Source organism: Lentzea aerocolonigenes (genome assembly GCF_000974445.1).
GTDB classification, from domain to species: Bacteria; Actinomycetota; Actinomycetes; order Mycobacteriales; family Pseudonocardiaceae; genus Lentzea; species Lentzea aerocolonigenes.
Genome location: NZ_BBOJ01000001.1, coordinates 538,653 through 553,539, shown reverse-complemented (window position 1 = coordinate 553,539; position 14,887 = coordinate 538,653). Strand labels below are relative to the sequence as shown.

The following is a 14,887-nucleotide window of genomic DNA, read 5'->3' as shown; positions in this document are numbered from 1 at the left end:
ACTCAGCCCAGCTCGGCCACCGCCCTCACCAGGTCGTCCACTTCGACGGCGTTCGTGTAGTGCGCGAGCCCGACGCGGATGGCGCCGCCGACCTCGCCGACGCCGAGCACCGAGAACACCCCGTGCTGACCGGGATCGGCGAAGGCGCAGACGCCCCGCGACGCGAGGTGTTCGACGACGTCCTCCGCCTTGACCCCGGCGATCGTGAACGCCAGCGCGGGCACCCGTCGCATGGCGTCGCCGATCACCATCACGTGTCGCAGCGAACGCAGTTCGTTGATGAGATTAGCGAGCAACCCGGCCTGGTACGCCTTCACGGACCCCAACGACGTGAGCAGCCGCTCACGGCGCGTGCCCGACGCGGCGTCGTCCAGGTCCGCGAGGTACTCCACGGACGCGACGAGGCCGGCGAGCATCGGGTAGGCGTGCGGGCCGAGCTCCAGCCGTTCCGGACCGCGGGCCGTCGGGTCGACCGAGACCGACGGCAGCCGCTCCAGCACCGACGGGTCGCGGAAGACCAGCGCACCGACCGGCGGGCCACCCCACTGGCCGGCGGAAAGAGCCACGACGTCAGCACCCGTGCCAACGATGTCCAGCGGCACGAACGGCGCGGCCGACGACGCGTCGACCACCATCATCGAACCGTGGGCGCGCGCCACCGCCGAGATCTTGCCGAGGTCCGGGCGGGTGCCGACCACGCCGGACGCCGCAGTGATGGCGATGAGCTTCGTGCGGTCGGTGACCAGCTCGTCGTACTGCCAGCTCGGCAGCTCGCAGGTCTCGATGTCTATCTCCGCCCATTTGACCGCGCTGCCGGTCCGCTGGGTGGCCCGCAACCACGGCGCGATGTTCGCCGGGTGGTCCAGCCGCGACACGAGCACCTCGTCGCCCATGAACCAGTCGTCGGTCATCGCGTCGGCGAGCCGTTGCAGCAGCACCGCGGAGGACGGGCCGAGCACGACACCCGCGGGGTCACCGCCGACGAGGTCCGCGACGGACCTGCGGGCGGCGTCCACGATGCCCTGGGCCCGTTGGGAGGCCGGGAAGATGCCACCGGGTCCGGAGACCGGGGCGCGCAGCGCGGTGGAGACGGCGGTGGCGACCTGCTCGGGCACCTGCATGCCGGCGGGTGCGTCGAGGTGGACCCAGCCGTCGCCGAGCGCGGGGAAGAGCCCTCGTACCCGTGCGACGTCGAACGCCATGCCACACACCGTACGTATGAACGCAAACACGGTGTCGGCCAGCCCCCACCCGGATAACCTCCCGACACCGGATAAGGCCAGGATGGAGACCATGAACCAGGAGCAGCCCGTCGTTATCGTCGGCGGCCAGGACGGCGACATCACCGACATGGTCGAGCAGCCGGCGAAGGTCATGCGGATCGGCACGATGATCAAGCAGCTGCTGGAGGAGGTGCGCGCCGCACCTCTGGACGAGGCCAGCCGCAACCGCCTCAAGGAGATCCACAAGCGGTCCATCGAGGAGCTCGAGGACGGCTTGGCGCCCGAGCTGCGCGACGAGCTCGAGCGCCTCTCGCTGCCGTTCACCGAGGACGGCACGCCGTCCGACGCCGAGCTGCGGATCGCGCAGGCACAGCTGGTGGGCTGGTTGGAGGGCCTCTTCCACGGCATTCAGACCGCTCTGTTCGCCCAGCAGATGGCGGCCCGTGCGCAACTGGAACAGATGCGCGGGCGTGCTCTCCCCGCCGGCAGCGGTGCCGACGGGCACGAGGGTGGCGCCACCGGCAAGGGCACTGGCCAGTACCTCTGACAAAGGTGATCAAGATCCTGGCGCGTTGACCACACCGTGACGTACCGGCGTCCAGGTCGTTCAACCGGCGCCGGTACCCTCAGTCCTCGTGCAAGCCACCAGTACGCTCGACCACCCCGAGGCGCCCCCCGCCGTGAGGTCGCGCAGCTTCAAACGTGCGTTCGCCGACGTGCGCGAGGCGTGGGACCACCGTGAACTCTGGGGTCACCTCGGCTGGCAGGACATCAAGCAGCGCTACCGACGCTCGGTCATCGGTCCGTTGTGGATCACGATCTCGATGGGCACGACAGCCCTCGCGTTGGGCCTGCTGTACTCGGTGCTGTTCAAAACGGACGTCGCCACGTTCCTGCCGTACGTGACGGTCGGCTTCATCGTCTGGAACTTCATCGTCGGCTGCGTCACCGAGGGCACCGACGTGTTCATCGCGAACGAGGGGCTCATCAAGCACCTCCCCGCGCCGATCACGGTGCACGTGATGCGCATGGTGTGGCGCCAGGTGCTGTTCTTCGCGCACAACCTCGTGGTCTACCTGGTGGTTCTGGCCATCTTCTTCACCTCGCTCAACCACGACTACAAGATCAGCGAGAACGGCCCGGTGCACCCCGGCCTGAGCTGGACCATCGTGCTCGCGATCCCCGGCTTCGTGCTGCTCGCGGTGAACGCGGTGTGGGTCTCGCTGCTGTTCGGCGTCATCAGCACCCGCTTCCGCGACATCCCGCCGGTCGTGAACAGCTTCATCAACCTGGTGTTCTTCATGACGCCGATCGTCTGGGACGCGGGCGTGCTGCAGCGGGTCACCGGCGGCGGCAACAACGACTGGCGCATGCTCATCGCCGAGCTCAACCCCGTGTACCACTTCGTCGAGGTCGTCCGGGCCCCGCTGCTCGGCCACGCCGTCGACTGGCACCACTGGGCGATCGTGGGCGGCTTCACCGTCGCCGGTTGGTTCGCCGCGCTGGTGATCCTGCGCAACTACCGCGCCCGCGTCTCGTACTGGGTCTGAGAAGGAGGTCGACTCACCATGGTCAGCATCGACGTTTGGAACGCATCGGTCGACTTCCCGATCTTCGACGCGAAGTCGAGGTCGCTGAAGAAGCTCGCGCTCGGCAAGGTCGGCGGCAAGATCGGCTCAGAGGGCCGGGTGCCGATCATCGAGGCGCTGCACGACATCACGCTGTCGCTGAAGGACGGCGCCCGCGTCGGCCTGGTCGGCCACAACGGCGCAGGCAAGTCCACGCTGCTGCGCCTGCTGGCGGGCATCTACGAGCCGACGCGCGGCCACTCGCGCATCATCGGCAAGGTGGCGCCGGTCTTCGACCTCGGCGTCGGCATGGACCCGGAGATCTCCGGCTACGAGAACATCATGATCCGCGGCCTCTTCCTCGGGATGACCCGCAAGGAGATGGAGAAGCGGGTCGACGACATCGCGGAGTTCACCGAGCTCGGCGACTACCTGCAGATGCCGCTGCGCACGTACTCGACGGGCATGCGCGTGCGGCTCGCGCTCGGCGTGGTCACGTCCATCAACCCCGAGATCCTGCTGCTCGACGAGGGCATCGGCGCGGTCGACGCGGCGTTCATGGCCAAGGCCCGCGACCGCCTCAAGGACCTCGTGAAGCGGTCCGGTCTGCTGGTGTTCGCGAACCACTCGGACGAGTTCCTCATCGAGTTCTGCGACACCGCGATCTGGATGGACGAGGGCCACGTGAAGATGCACGGCGGCCTCCGCGAGGTGCTCACCGCGTACAAGGGCCACGACCCGTTCGAGCGGATCAGCCCCGAGCTGCTGGCAAGGCTCGGCCACACCTCACCCGTCCTCAGCGGAAATGGCGGCGAGTAGAAAAGTGAACCTCGAGGCACTGCCCAAGGGCTCCGTCGTCGCGGTGGTGGTCACCCGCCACCGCAGGGAGCTGCTGGCCGAGTCGCTGAAGGCGCTCGCGACCCAGACCCGCGTCCCCGACCACCTGGTCGTCGTCGACAACGGCCCGGACCAGCCGGTGGACGACCTGGTCGAGCAGTGCCCGCTCCCCACGACCTACCTGCCGTCGCACCGCAACCTCGGCGGTGCCGGCGGCTTTGCGCTGGGCATCCTGCACGCGCTCTCACTGGGCGCGGACTGGGTGTGGCTCGCGGACGACGACGGCCGCCCGGCCGACGAGAACGTCCTGGCCGTGCTGATGGAGGAGGCCGAGCGCCGCAAGCTCGCCGAGATCTCCCCCGTCGTCACGAACATCGACAAGCCGGAGAAGCTCGCGTTCCCGTTGCGCCGCGGCCTGACGTGGAAGCGCTCGGCCGCCGAGCTGGGCACGGACTTCCTGCCGGGCATCGCCTCGCTGTTCAACGGCGCACTGTTCCGCGCCTCGACGCTCGACGTCGTCGGCGTGCCGGACTACCGGTTGTTCTTCCGCGGCGACGAGGTGGAGATCCACCGCAGGATGGTCCGCTCCGGCCTGCCGTTCGGCACGTCGCTGCGGGTCGCGTACGTGCACCCGGACGGCTCGGACGAGTTCAAGCCGATGCTGGGCGGCAAGTTCCACGCGCAGGATCCGGAGAACCCGATCAAGCGCTACTACACCTACCGCAACCGCGGTTACCTGCTCTCGCAGCCGGGCATGCGCAAGCTGGGCGCCCTCGAGGTGTTCCGGTTCGGCCTGTACTTCCTCGCCGTGAAGCGCGACCCGAAGGCGTTCGTCGAGTGGCTGAAGCTCGTGCGCCTCGGCCAGCGGGAACGCTTCTTCCGCAAGTGATCTGCTGAGGGCGGAATCGCTGCCAGCGGAACCGCCCTCAGCCCAGCACCGGAACGCGGTTTGCTGGAACGCATGAGCCGACTTGTGCTGTTCCTCGCCGCAAACCCGAACCCGATCACCCTCACGGTCACCGACGAGACGCGGGACGACCTCGCGCCGCGGCTGACCCAGATCGTCCGCAACGGTCACACGCAACCCATCACGGCCCCCGACGGCCGGGAGTACGTCATCAACTTCTCCAACGTCGTGGTCGCGCACTTCGAGTAACCGCTCGCGCACGCGAGGTGATCGGAGTAAGACGTGATGAGTGATCTCCCGACGCAGACTTCTCTCCTTGGCGGGCGCGAGCGCGCTTCTCGCGGCCTGCGGATCGAACACCGGCAGGAGCGGCAACGGCCAGGCCCTCAAGCAGTGGTACCACGCGTACGGCGAGCCCGGCGTCCAGCAGGCGGTGGAGCGTTACGCCAAGGCGTACCAGAAGACCCCGGTCGACGTGCAGTGGAACCCCGGCGACTACGACTCCAAGCTCGCGACGAGCCTGCTGTCCGACGGCGGACCGGACGTCTTCGAGTCCACCCCGCAGATCAGCTCGGTGAGAGCGGGTCAGCTCGTGCCGCTCGACGACGTCTTCGGCGACGCCAGGACCGACTTCTCCGAGTCGATTCTCGCGACGCACACCGTTGACGGGAAGATCTACGGCGTCCCGCAGGCGGTGGACATGCAGATGTTGTTCTACCGCAAGAGCTTCTTCGCCAAGGCCGGCGTCCAGCCACCATCCACTGTGGACGAACTGATCGACGCGTCTCGCCGCCTCACCCGAGACGGCGTCAAGGGCCTGTTCGCCGGCAACGACGGCGGCGGAGGCGTGCTGGGCGGCCCCGCACTGTGGTCGACAGGCCTCGACTACGTGCGCGACCACCAGGTCGGCTTCGACGATCCCGTTGCGGCGCAGGCGATCGGCAAGCTGCGCGAGCTCTACACGAGCGGCAGCCTGCTGCTGGGCGCGGTGAAGGACTGGGCGGAACCGGACGCGTTCACCCAAGGCCTGGTCGCCATGCAGTGGACGGGCCTGTGGACCGTGCCGGCGATCCAGAAGGCACTGGGCGACGACTTCGGCATCCTCCCGTTCCCGAAGCTGAACGCGACCGGCGCCCCGAGCGTCCCGGTCGGCGCGTTCGGAGCGATGGTCAACGCCAGGTCGAAGCGGGTCGACGAAGCCAAGGAGTTCGTGCGCTGGCTGTGGATCGAACGAACCGACTACCAGGAGGACTTCAACCTCAGCTACGGCTTCCACATCCCGCCGCGCAAGACCATCGCGGCGAAGGCCTCCAAACTGACCTCGGGCGCAGCGGCCGACGCGGTGAAGTTCGTGCAGGACAACGCCAAAGCCTCCAACCCACCGGACTGGACCTCGGTCATGCGCACCGCGTTCAACGACGCCGTGTCCCGAGTGGTCCGCGACGGCGCCCCAGCCGACACGGAGATCAAGGCGGCGGCCGCGAAGGCACGTGACGAGCTGAAGCGCCTCTACGGATGAAACACGGACGCGCGTTCTGGCTGTTCGTCGGCCCGTTCGCGATCGGGCTGCTCGTGTTCGTGTACGTCCCGATCGGCTGGAGCCTGCTGCTCTCGTTCTTCGAGGCCCGCAACACTGTGACACCGGCGGAGTTCGTCGGCCTGCGCAACTACGCCGACATGCTGACGGACGAACCGTTCCTGCGCAGCCTGGGCACGTTCAGCGTGTTCGCGGCCTTCATCGTGCCGCTGACGTTCGTGCTGGCACTGGCGCTCGCGTTGCTGGTGAACCAGATCAGGTTCATGAAGGCGTTCTTCCGCTCGGTGTTCTTCCTGCCCACCGCCTGCTCGTACGTCGTGGCGTCGTTGGTCTGGAAGCTCTCGATCTTCAACGGCGTGCGCTTCGGTCTGGCCAACACGGTCCTGGGCTGGTTCGGCGCCGACCCGATCGCCTGGACGGTGTCGACGTCACCGCCCTGGTACTGGCTCGTGCTCGTGACCTTGCGGCTGTGGCTGCAACTCGGCTTCTACCTGATCCTGTTCATCGCCGGGCTCCAGCGAATCCCGCAGCACCTCTACGAAGCAGCGTGGATCGACGGCGCTTCGCGTGGGTGGCAGACGTTGCGGTTCATCACGCTGCCTCAGCTGCGCACCACGTCGGTGGCTGTGCTGTTGCTGCTGCTCATCGCGGCGTACCAGGCGTTCGACGAGTTCTACAACGTCCTGGGCAGCGACCGCGGCTACCCACCCTTCGCCCGCCCACCGTTGATCTACCTCTACTACACCGCTCTCGGCTCAGGCGGCCAGGACTTCGGCCACGGCAGCGCAGGCGCCGTGATCCTCACCTTGCTGATCGCCGGCGTGACCCTGTTGCAGGGCAAGGTGATCACCCGATGAAGGCCCTGCGATACCTGGCGCTGTCCATCGCGGCCGTGCTGTTCCTGATCCCGTTCTACCTGGTGCTGCGCAACGGCCTGGCCACCGAGCAGGAGATCACCGCCCCGACGTGGACCTTCTGGCCTTCTCAGATCCGCTGGGAGAACTTCACCGACCTCTTCACCAACCCAGCCGTCCCGATGGTCCGCAGCATGGTCAACTCGCTGGTCGTCGCGGTGCTCCAGACGTTCGGCCAGCTGCTGCTGTGCGGCCTGGCGGGCTACGGCCTGGCGCGGATCCCCTACCGGTACTCGAACGTGGTGCTGTACCTGGTGATCGCGACGCTGATGATCCCGGCTGCGGTCACGTTCGTGCCGACGTTCGTGGTCGTCTCGACCCTGGGCTGGGTCTCCGACCTGCGCGGCCTGGTGATCCCGGGCCTGTTCAGCGGCTTCACCACGTTCTTGTTCCGCCAGTACTTCCTGAACTTCCCGCGGGAACTGGAGGAGGCCGCCCGGATCGACGGCCTCGGCCACTGGGGCACCTACTGGCGAGTGGTGGTGCCGAACTCGAAGGGCTTCTTCGCCGCGTTGGGCGTCATCGCGTTCGTGACCAGCTGGAACCAGTTCCTCTGGCCGTTGGTGATCGCGCAGGACCAGGACTCGTGGACCGTCCAGGTAGCCCTGTCGACGTTCCTGACCTCGCAGTCCATCGACGTCGTGCAGCTCTTCCTCGCCGCCGCGGTCTCCATCACGCCGCTCGTGGTGGTTTTCGTTGCGCTGCAACGGTTCCTCGTACGCGGCGTGACGGAGACAGGCATCAAGGACTAACCCTTGGCCACCAGAAGGAAGATGCTCGGCCCGAACCGGCACCGCGCCAGCGCGGGCTGAGCAGCCCTCTCCACCCGCAGCAACACGCGATGCGGCACGACCCGTTTCAACGCCCCCGACCGAAGGTTGGAAACCGACAGCGACCGCACAACCCGAAGCCCCGCACCGGAAAGCTGCCCGATCACGGTGTCGATGTTGTGGTTGACGAACGGAATCTCGTCGTCGTGCCGGTTCTCCGGCGACCGGATGTCCACGGGCCCAACAGGAACCCCTCGCCCGAGCCTGCGCAAGCGGTTGCGGGCGTGCCCGAGGTTGGCGACCTCGATGACGGCCGTCCCGACCGGGTCGAGCACGCGCGCGATCTCGGCCAGCTCGGCGGTCGGATCAGGCAGGTGGTGCATGACGCGAACCATCGTGACCAGGTCGATCGACCCAGTGGCGAACGGCAGCTGCGCGGCCTGAGCCTGAACCCGCTCGATCCCCTCCTCGAGGAACCGAGCCGCAACGTCGAGCTGCCGCTGACTGGGCTCGGCCAGCGTCACGTGGTCCGCGTACTGCGGCAGCAACGCGGTGATCCGGCCGTAGCCGCCCCCGACATCAACCGCGTGCTCGAAGTGCTGACCAGCCAAAAGACGATCGATCGCGATGCGCTCGGCATCGTGCTCGTAGTCGCGGCCCTTCCAGTAACCCAGGTAGTCGTGGGCCGGTCCGTCGTAGAAATCTGCTCTCTTGATGTCCCCCATGCGCCATGGACGCGTGATCTCGGGACGAGGTTGCCCAGCAAGAAGGGCCCTCGAAAAAACCGAGGGCCCTTCCGCTCACTTCAAGATCAGTTGTTCTCGAACACCTTGCGCCACGACTCGACCGAGGTCAGCTCGGGCAGCGCGTCGCGGTACACCTTCTGCATCCGCGGCCACTCCGACGACAGACGACGGTAGTTGCGCACCGCCCGCTTCATCAGCTGGCGGAACTCCTTCGGGTCGCGCTTGCGGAACGCCACACCGGACCCGTCGGCGTTGGACACCGTGGCGGAGTCCAGGTTGCCCAGCAGGAACCAACGGGCGTTGGTCGCCGGCACGTTGATCTGCGGGCGCTCGGCCGTCGCGGCCTGCGGCTCGCGCAGGTTGTGCATCAACGCCTTGGCGGCCTCGGACGCGATGGTCACCGGGTTGGTGGGCGGCGTCAGCATCTGCTCCGCACGCACCATGTCGAACGTGGGCGGCGGGAACTCGCGCGCCGACGGGAGCACCTGCGCGTCCGCGTACTTCTTGCGCAGCTCCCGGATCTCCGGCAGCGCGGTGCGAAGGGAGTCGAAGAGCCGCGACGGACCGGCCAGGAAGTCCTCGATCGCCTTCTGCTGGATGACGACCGTCGAGTACTCCATCGACAGCAGGTGCCGCAGCGACAGCTTCAGACCCTGCTTGAGCAGCGTCGACCGCACGTCGTACGGGCTGTGCAGCGCGGCCAGGACGAGCCGGTTGCGGGTGTGGAAGTACGCCTGCCAGTCGGTGGCGTCGTTCTTGTCCGTCCACGGCATGTGCCACACGGCCGAGCCGGGCAGCGACACCGTCGGGTAGCCGCGCTCCAGGGCGCGCAGCGAGTACTCCGCGTCGTCCCACTTGATGAACAGCGGCAGCGGGTAGCCCGTGCGCTGGACGACCTCGCGCGGGAAGAGGCACATCCACCAGCCGTTGTAGGTGGAGTCGATGCGGGCGTGCAGCTCTTCGGTCTCGCGCAGGGACTCGCTGCCGAAGTCGTGGTCGGTCAGCGCGCCCGGCGCGGCGCGCCAGTAGCAGGTGCCCAGGTCGACGACCTCGCCCATGCTGTGCAGGCGGGCGCGGGCCTGGAGGTTCAGCATGTGCGAACCGACGATGACCGGCTGGGCGGCGGCGCGGGCGAACGCGTTGGAGCGGAGGACGGCGTCCGGCTCGAGGCGGATGTCGTCGTCCATCAGCATGATCTGGTCGGCGTCGGTGTGCTCGATCGCCTCGTACAGACCGCGGGTGAAGCCGCCGGAACCGCCCAGGTTGTCCTGCTCGATGACCTCGAGCTTGTCGCCCAGCGCCTTGACGGCCTCGGCGTAGCCCTCGGTGTCGCGGACCTTCACGGCACCCTGGTCGGCGACGAAGACCTTCTTCAGCACGGCGAGAACGGCCGGGTCCTCACCCAGGGCGCGCAGTGCGATGACCGCGTCGACCGGGCGCATGGTCGTCATGCCGATGGCGACGGTCTGCGTGGGGAGCTCCTGCTCCGTGGTCCACGCGGCCTCGGTGATCTCCATCGTGGTGTCGTCGGTGAAGACGTCGAACCAGATCCAGCCGCCGTCCTCGAACGGCTTCAGCGACACCTTCAGCGCGACGTCGGTCCACGACTTCGCGCTGCGGATGACCTGGCCGTCGAGGTGGATGATGTCGCCGTTCGGCTTCGACCGGTACACGTCGATGCGACCGGCGCCACGGACGCGCATGCGCAGCACGACGTCCTCGATGACCGTCCAGCGCTTCCAGTAGCTCGCGGGGAACGCGTTGAAGTACGACGCGAACGACACCTTCGCCGAGGTCGGCACCGTGACCGCGCGGCGGCCCGACACGTGGCTGTGCACGTTCTCCGGCTCGTCCAGGTAGAGCGGACGCACGTCCAGCGGGTCCTCGTCCCGCGGCATGATCACCCGCTGGAGGACCTTGGTCGGGTCGATCTTGGTGGCGCTTGCGGCGTTGGCCTGCTCGGTCACGTGCTTCCTCCGGCGAACCGAACGGCTTCGGTTCGGGTCAGCTTCATGGATTGGCTACCAGATGCCACAGGTGGACGTCGTGGCTCGGCGCATCTCGCGCCATAGTACCCATTGTCAAATGACGATCGCCCGGCCGCACTGGTTGCACGGCCGGGCGATGTTCACATTTCGACCTGATCAGTCGAGGTCACCGTTGATCGGCGTGCCGTCGGTCAGGTGCGGGGCGATCTTGTTGTCGAACGCGCTGAGCGCCGCGCCGATCGCCATGTGCATGTCGAGGTACTTGTACGTGCCCAGGCGGCCGCCGAACAGCACGTTGCGCTCGGCCGCCTCCTTCTTGGCGAGCTCGCGGTACCGCTCCAGCTTGGCGCGGTCCTCGGCGGTGTTGATCGGGTAGTACGGCTCGTCGTCCTTCTCCGCGGCGCGGGAGAACTCGCGGACGATGACCGTCTTGTCCGACGGGTACTCGCGCTCCGGGTGGAAGTGGCGGAACTCGTGGATGCGGGTGTACGGGACGTCCGCGTCGTTGTAGTTCATGACCGGGGTGCCCTGGAAGTCACCGGTCGGGAGCACTTCCTGCTCGAAGTCGAGCGTGCGCCAGCCCAGCCAGCCCTCGGAGTAGTCGAAGTAGCGGTCGACCGGACCGGTGTAGACGATCGGCGTGCCCGCCGGGATCTCGTCCTTCACGTCGAAGAAGTCCGTGTCGAGGCGGACCTCGATGTTCTCGTGCGCCGCCATCTTCTCGAGCCACGCGGTGTAGCCGTCGACCGGCAGACCCTCGTAGGTGTCGTTGAAGTAGCGGTTGTCGAAGGTGTAGCGGACCGGGAGGCGGCTGATGACCGCGGCCGGCAGCTCCTTCGGGTCGGTCTGCCACTGCTTCGCGGTGTAGTCGCGGATGAAGGCCTCGTAGAGGGGACGGCCGACCAGCGAGATCGCCTTCTCCTCGAGGTTCTTCGCGTCCTTGGTGTCGATCTCCGACGCCTGCTCGGCGACCCACGCGCGGGCCTCGTCCGGCGACAGGTACTTGCCGACGAACTGGGTGATCAGGCCCAGACCCATCGGGAACTGGTACGCGACACCGTTGTGCATCGCGAAGACGCGGTGCTGGTAGCCGGTGAACTCGGTGAACTGGTTGCAGTACTCCCAGACCCGCTTGTTCGAGGTGTGGAAGAGGTGCGCACCGTAGCGGTGCACCTCGATTCCTGTCTCGGGCTCAGCCTCCGAGTAGGCGTTGCCGCCGATGTGGGCACGACGCTCGAGCACCAGCACCCGCTTGTTCAGCTGGGACGCGGCGCGTTCGGCGACCGTGAGACCGAAGAATCCAGATCCGACGACGATCAGGTCATAGCCAGCGAAGCTCACGATTGGGGAGGGTACCTGTGCCACGCGACACGGCCCCAACACCCCCTCCGCGAACCACACAGGCCTTGATCAGGTAAAACGCGTGTGACGGGTCGTTTCAGGCCCATTACCCAGGTGGGGATAGCCTTGCTGGGTCACGCGGGCCCGCCCCGCACCTCCACTTGCTGAGCAACCCTGGGTGGTCCTGTGCCGACCGAAGCGAGCACTCTGCTGACCTTGGCGACGATCGGCACGTATCTCGCCGTCCTGTGGCTGCCGGGCGGGCTCGCCGCCGCGGCCGCGGGCCTTCGCGGGTGGACGCTGGCGGCCAGCGCCCCGGTGTTCACGTACCTGATCGCCGGGCTCGCGGGCCCGTGGCTGTGGAAGATCGGGATCCCGTTCAACGTCTGGACGTTCCTGCTCAGCACCGTGTTCGTGATCGTCGTCTTCGGCGCCGCGCGGTGGTTCGTGGTGCGCAGGCGCGGCCCGGTCGAGCGCGAGCCGTCGCCGTGGACGCGGACCGCTCACCTCGCGGTGGCGGTGACGTTGCTGGCCGCCGCGGTCGTCGGGGTCGCGGTGCTGATGGCCGCGATGCGCTGGGACCTCAACTCGATCCCGCAGGACTGGGACGCCGCGTACCACGCGAACGGCATCCGCTACATCGCCGAGACCGGCGAGGGCAGCCTGTACGCGACCGGCAAGGTCAACTGGTACGAGCTCCCCGACGGCGTCTTCTACCCGAACGCCTACCACCTGGTCGGCGCACTGGTGTTCAAGCTGACCGGTGCCGCCGTGCCCGCCGTGCTGAACGCGAACACGGTGCTGTTCCCCGGCCTGCTCGCGCTGACCCTGGTCGCGATGATCCGGCACTTCAACGGCCGCGCCGTCACCGCCGCGTTCACCGCGCTCGTCACCGTCGCCTGCACCAGCGCAACCTACGACAACCTGTGGCGCGGCCCGCTGCTCACGTTCACGCTGGGCATCGCCGTCATGCCGGTGCTCGCCATCGCGATGGACGCTTACCTCAAGCGCGCGGCCCTCGACACCGGTGTGTTCTTCGGCGGTGTCGCGGTCGGCCTGCTCGCCATCCACTCCAGCACGTTGTTCGGCGGCATCCTGTTCGTGCTGCCGATGTTCATCCAGCGCTGGTGGGGCAACCTCAAGCTGATCTGGCGGGACGCGCTCAAGCTGATCGTCCCTGCCGTCGTGGCGGTCGTCGTGACGCTGCCGCACCTGCTGGGCGCGCTCGCGGTCGGCGGCAAGATCGCGATCGTCGACTGGCCGTCGACGTTCCCGGTGAGCCAGTCCGTCGGCTCGCTGCTCACGTTCCAGCACGTCATCGCCCTGCCGCAGTACTGGCTGGCGCTCGCGCTGTGGATCGGCCTGATCTTCGCCTCACGCCTGGGCGACCTGCGCTGGCTGCTCGGCTCCGCCGCGTTCTTCGGCGGCGTGTGGGTGCTGACGGCGTCGTACTCGCAGCCGTGGGTCGCGCGGGTGACGAGCCCGTGGTGGAACGACCAGTGGCGGCTCATCGCGCTGGCGTGCGTGCCGCTGGTCGTCGTCGCGGGCCACGGCCTGGCGCAGGTGTACGACTTCGTGAAGGCGGGCGTGCCGCGCCTGTCCGGCGGTCCGGCGCGCTACGTCGCGGGCGGGGTCGTCGTGGCGGTGTTCGCGTTCGTCAGCCAGGGCCTGTACTTCACGCTGAACATGAACCAGGTCAAGCAGGGCTACGCGAACCAGCCCGGCGCCGACCGCCACAACATGGTGGTCAGCCCGGACGAGGTGCGGGCGTTCCAGGAGCTCGCCAAGCTGGTGAAGCCCGGTGAGCGGGTGCTCAACGACCGCAGGGACGGCACGGTCTGGATGTACGCGCTCGCGGGCGTGCAGCCGGTCGTCGGCCACTACGACGGCTCGGCGGAGTCGCCTTCGGTGCACCTGCTGCAGGCGGAGTTCAACGACTACGCGAGCGACTCGGCCGTGCGCGACGCGGTGAAGTACCTGAAGGTCAGCTACGTGATCGTCGACACCGGGTACGTCCACGGCGGCAAGGAACGCGTCGCCGGCCTGCGCGACCTCGAAGGCAAGCCGTTCGTGCAGAAGGTCTACTCGAACCAGGACTCGACGATCTACAAGCTGGTGCCGCAGGGCGCGCCCGTCAGCCCCTGATCTCGGAGTCGGCCAGGCCGGGGAAGACGTCCCCGGCCACCTGCTCCAGCACGCTCTCGTGGCCGAAGTAGACGCCCTCGCTGCGCGGCCAGTGCACGATCAGGTCGGTGAACCCGAGCTCACGGGCCCGGCCGGCGGCGTCCTGGAAGGCCTCGACGCTGGACAGCGAGTAGACGGGCGCGGAGTCGAGGTTGAGGTACCGGTCGATGGTGCCCTTCGCCCGGTTGATCGAGGCGAGCTCCTCGTTGAAGCGCTTGGTCACCTGGGCGACCCCACGCCACCAGTCCTCGTAGCTCGGGTTCTCCAGCCGCCGCGAGCCGGTGGTGATCCAGCCGGTGCCGTAGCGGGCGGCGATGTTCATGGCCTTCGGACCGTCAGCGGCCACCACGAACGGCACCCGCGGCCGCTGCACGCAACCGGGGTACCCGCGGGCCTCCTCCGCGGCGAAGTGCTCGCCCTTCCAGGTCGTCTTGTCCCTGGTCAGCAGCAGGTCGAGCAGCTCGACGAACTCACCGAACCGCTGGGTGCGCTGCTGGGGCGTCAGGTCCTGCCCGCCGATCGCGGTGGTGTCGTACGAGCCGGTGCCACCCGAGCCGAGGCCCAGGTTGAGCCGGCCGTCGGACAGGTCGTCGAGCGTGAGGACCTCGCGGGCGAACGGCACGGGGTGCCGGAAGACGGGTGACGCGACGAGCGTGCCGAGCCGGATCCTGGAGGTGACCGCGGCGGCCGCGGTGAGCGTCGGAACGGCGGAGAACCACGGGCCGTCGACCAGCGTGCGCCAACCCAGGTGGTCGTACGTCCACGCGTGGGAGAAGCCGAGCTCCTCGGCTGCTCTCCACTTCGGTTCCGCGACCCACCACCGGTACTCGGGCAGGATCACCACGCCTACTCGCACCACCTGACCCTAGCGA

14 protein-coding genes are annotated in these 14,887 nt (G+C 68.0%); 9 read left to right on the top strand and 5 right to left on the bottom strand.

Annotated features, from left to right (window positions below; genetic code table 11):
• Positions 1–2: 2 nt before the first annotated feature.
• The gene (locus AOM45_RS02750; protein WP_030465461.1) at positions 3–1,202 is read right to left on the bottom strand and encodes a cysteine desulfurase-like protein; all 1,200 of its coding nucleotides are present in this window, start codon (positions 1,200–1,202) and stop codon (positions 3–5) included.
• A 91-nt stretch (positions 1,203–1,293) separates the two neighbouring features.
• Here AOM45_RS02750 and AOM45_RS02745 point away from each other — a divergent pair, with 91 nt between their 5' ends.
• The 8 genes from AOM45_RS02745 to AOM45_RS02710 all read left to right on the top strand — a co-directional run bounded on the left by AOM45_RS02745 (position 1,294) and on the right by AOM45_RS02710 (position 7,738).
• Complete coding sequence (locus tag AOM45_RS02745) at positions 1,294–1,770, top strand: bacterial proteasome activator family protein (protein ID WP_372497451.1); 477 nt, start codon at positions 1,294–1,296, stop codon at positions 1,768–1,770.
• Between the two features lie 88 nt (positions 1,771–1,858).
• On the top strand, positions 1,859–2,773 hold the full coding sequence (gene wzm, locus AOM45_RS02740) for a galactan export ABC transporter permease subunit Wzm/RfbD (RefSeq protein WP_030465463.1): 915 nt from the start codon (positions 1,859–1,861) through the stop codon (positions 2,771–2,773).
• A gap of 18 nt (positions 2,774–2,791) precedes the next feature.
• Positions 2,792–3,610 carry a galactan export ABC transporter ATP-binding subunit Wzt/RfbE gene (gene wzt / locus AOM45_RS02735; protein ID WP_030465464.1) on the top strand — a complete coding sequence of 273 codons (819 nt, stop codon included), beginning with the start codon at positions 2,792–2,794 and terminating at the stop codon, positions 3,608–3,610.
• A 4-nt stretch (positions 3,611–3,614) separates the two neighbouring features.
• The gene (gene glfT1 / locus AOM45_RS02730; protein ID WP_372497452.1) at positions 3,615–4,517 is read left to right on the top strand and encodes a galactofuranosyltransferase GlfT1; all 903 of its coding nucleotides are present in this window, start codon (positions 3,615–3,617) and stop codon (positions 4,515–4,517) included.
• 72 nt (positions 4,518–4,589) lie between these two features.
• Positions 4,590–4,784: a hypothetical protein gene (locus AOM45_RS02725; RefSeq protein ID WP_156093582.1), complete on the top strand. Its 195-nt coding sequence runs from the start codon at positions 4,590–4,592 to the stop codon at positions 4,782–4,784.
• 67 nt (positions 4,785–4,851) lie between these two features.
• Positions 4,852–6,054, top strand: a complete 1,203-nt coding sequence (locus AOM45_RS02720) for an ABC transporter substrate-binding protein (RefSeq protein ID WP_035909097.1) — start codon at positions 4,852–4,854, stop codon at positions 6,052–6,054.
• Positions 6,051–6,929 (top strand): carbohydrate ABC transporter permease, encoded by an 879-nt coding sequence (locus AOM45_RS02715; RefSeq protein WP_030465468.1) that lies wholly within the window; start codon positions 6,051–6,053, stop codon positions 6,927–6,929. Before AOM45_RS02720 ends, AOM45_RS02715 begins: the two co-directional genes overlap by 4 nt.
• A complete protein-coding gene (locus AOM45_RS02710; protein ID WP_030465469.1) occupies positions 6,926–7,738 on the top strand; it encodes a carbohydrate ABC transporter permease in 813 nt (270 codons plus the stop codon). The genes AOM45_RS02715 and AOM45_RS02710 overlap by 4 nt, the downstream gene beginning before the upstream one ends.
• Here AOM45_RS02710 and AOM45_RS02705 read toward each other — a convergent pair.
• From AOM45_RS02705 to glf, 3 genes are all read right to left on the bottom strand, one after another.
• Positions 7,735–8,481, bottom strand: coding sequence for a class I SAM-dependent methyltransferase (locus AOM45_RS02705; protein WP_051782809.1), 747 nt, complete (start codon positions 8,479–8,481; stop codon positions 7,735–7,737). The two genes, AOM45_RS02710 and AOM45_RS02705, sit on opposite strands and share 4 nt — an antisense overlap.
• An 86-nt stretch (positions 8,482–8,567) precedes the next feature.
• Complete coding sequence (locus AOM45_RS02700) at positions 8,568–10,469, bottom strand: glycosyltransferase (protein ID WP_030465471.1); 1,902 nt, start codon at positions 10,467–10,469, stop codon at positions 8,568–8,570.
• Between the two features lie 177 nt (positions 10,470–10,646).
• On the bottom strand, positions 10,647–11,831 hold the full coding sequence (glf, locus tag AOM45_RS02695; protein ID WP_035909099.1) for a UDP-galactopyranose mutase: 1,185 nt from the start codon (positions 11,829–11,831) through the stop codon (positions 10,647–10,649).
• 186 nt (positions 11,832–12,017) lie between these two features.
• On the opposite strand from glf, the gene AOM45_RS02690 reads away from it, so the two are divergent.
• A complete protein-coding gene (locus AOM45_RS02690; protein ID WP_030465473.1) occupies positions 12,018–13,976 on the top strand; it encodes a DUF6541 family protein in 1,959 nt (652 codons plus the stop codon).
• Here AOM45_RS02690 and AOM45_RS02685 read toward each other — a convergent pair.
• A complete protein-coding gene (locus AOM45_RS02685) occupies positions 13,966–14,871 on the bottom strand; it encodes an LLM class flavin-dependent oxidoreductase (protein ID WP_030465474.1) in 906 nt (301 codons plus the stop codon). The two genes, AOM45_RS02690 and AOM45_RS02685, sit on opposite strands and share 11 nt — an antisense overlap.
• Positions 14,872–14,887: the final 16 nt, after the last annotated feature.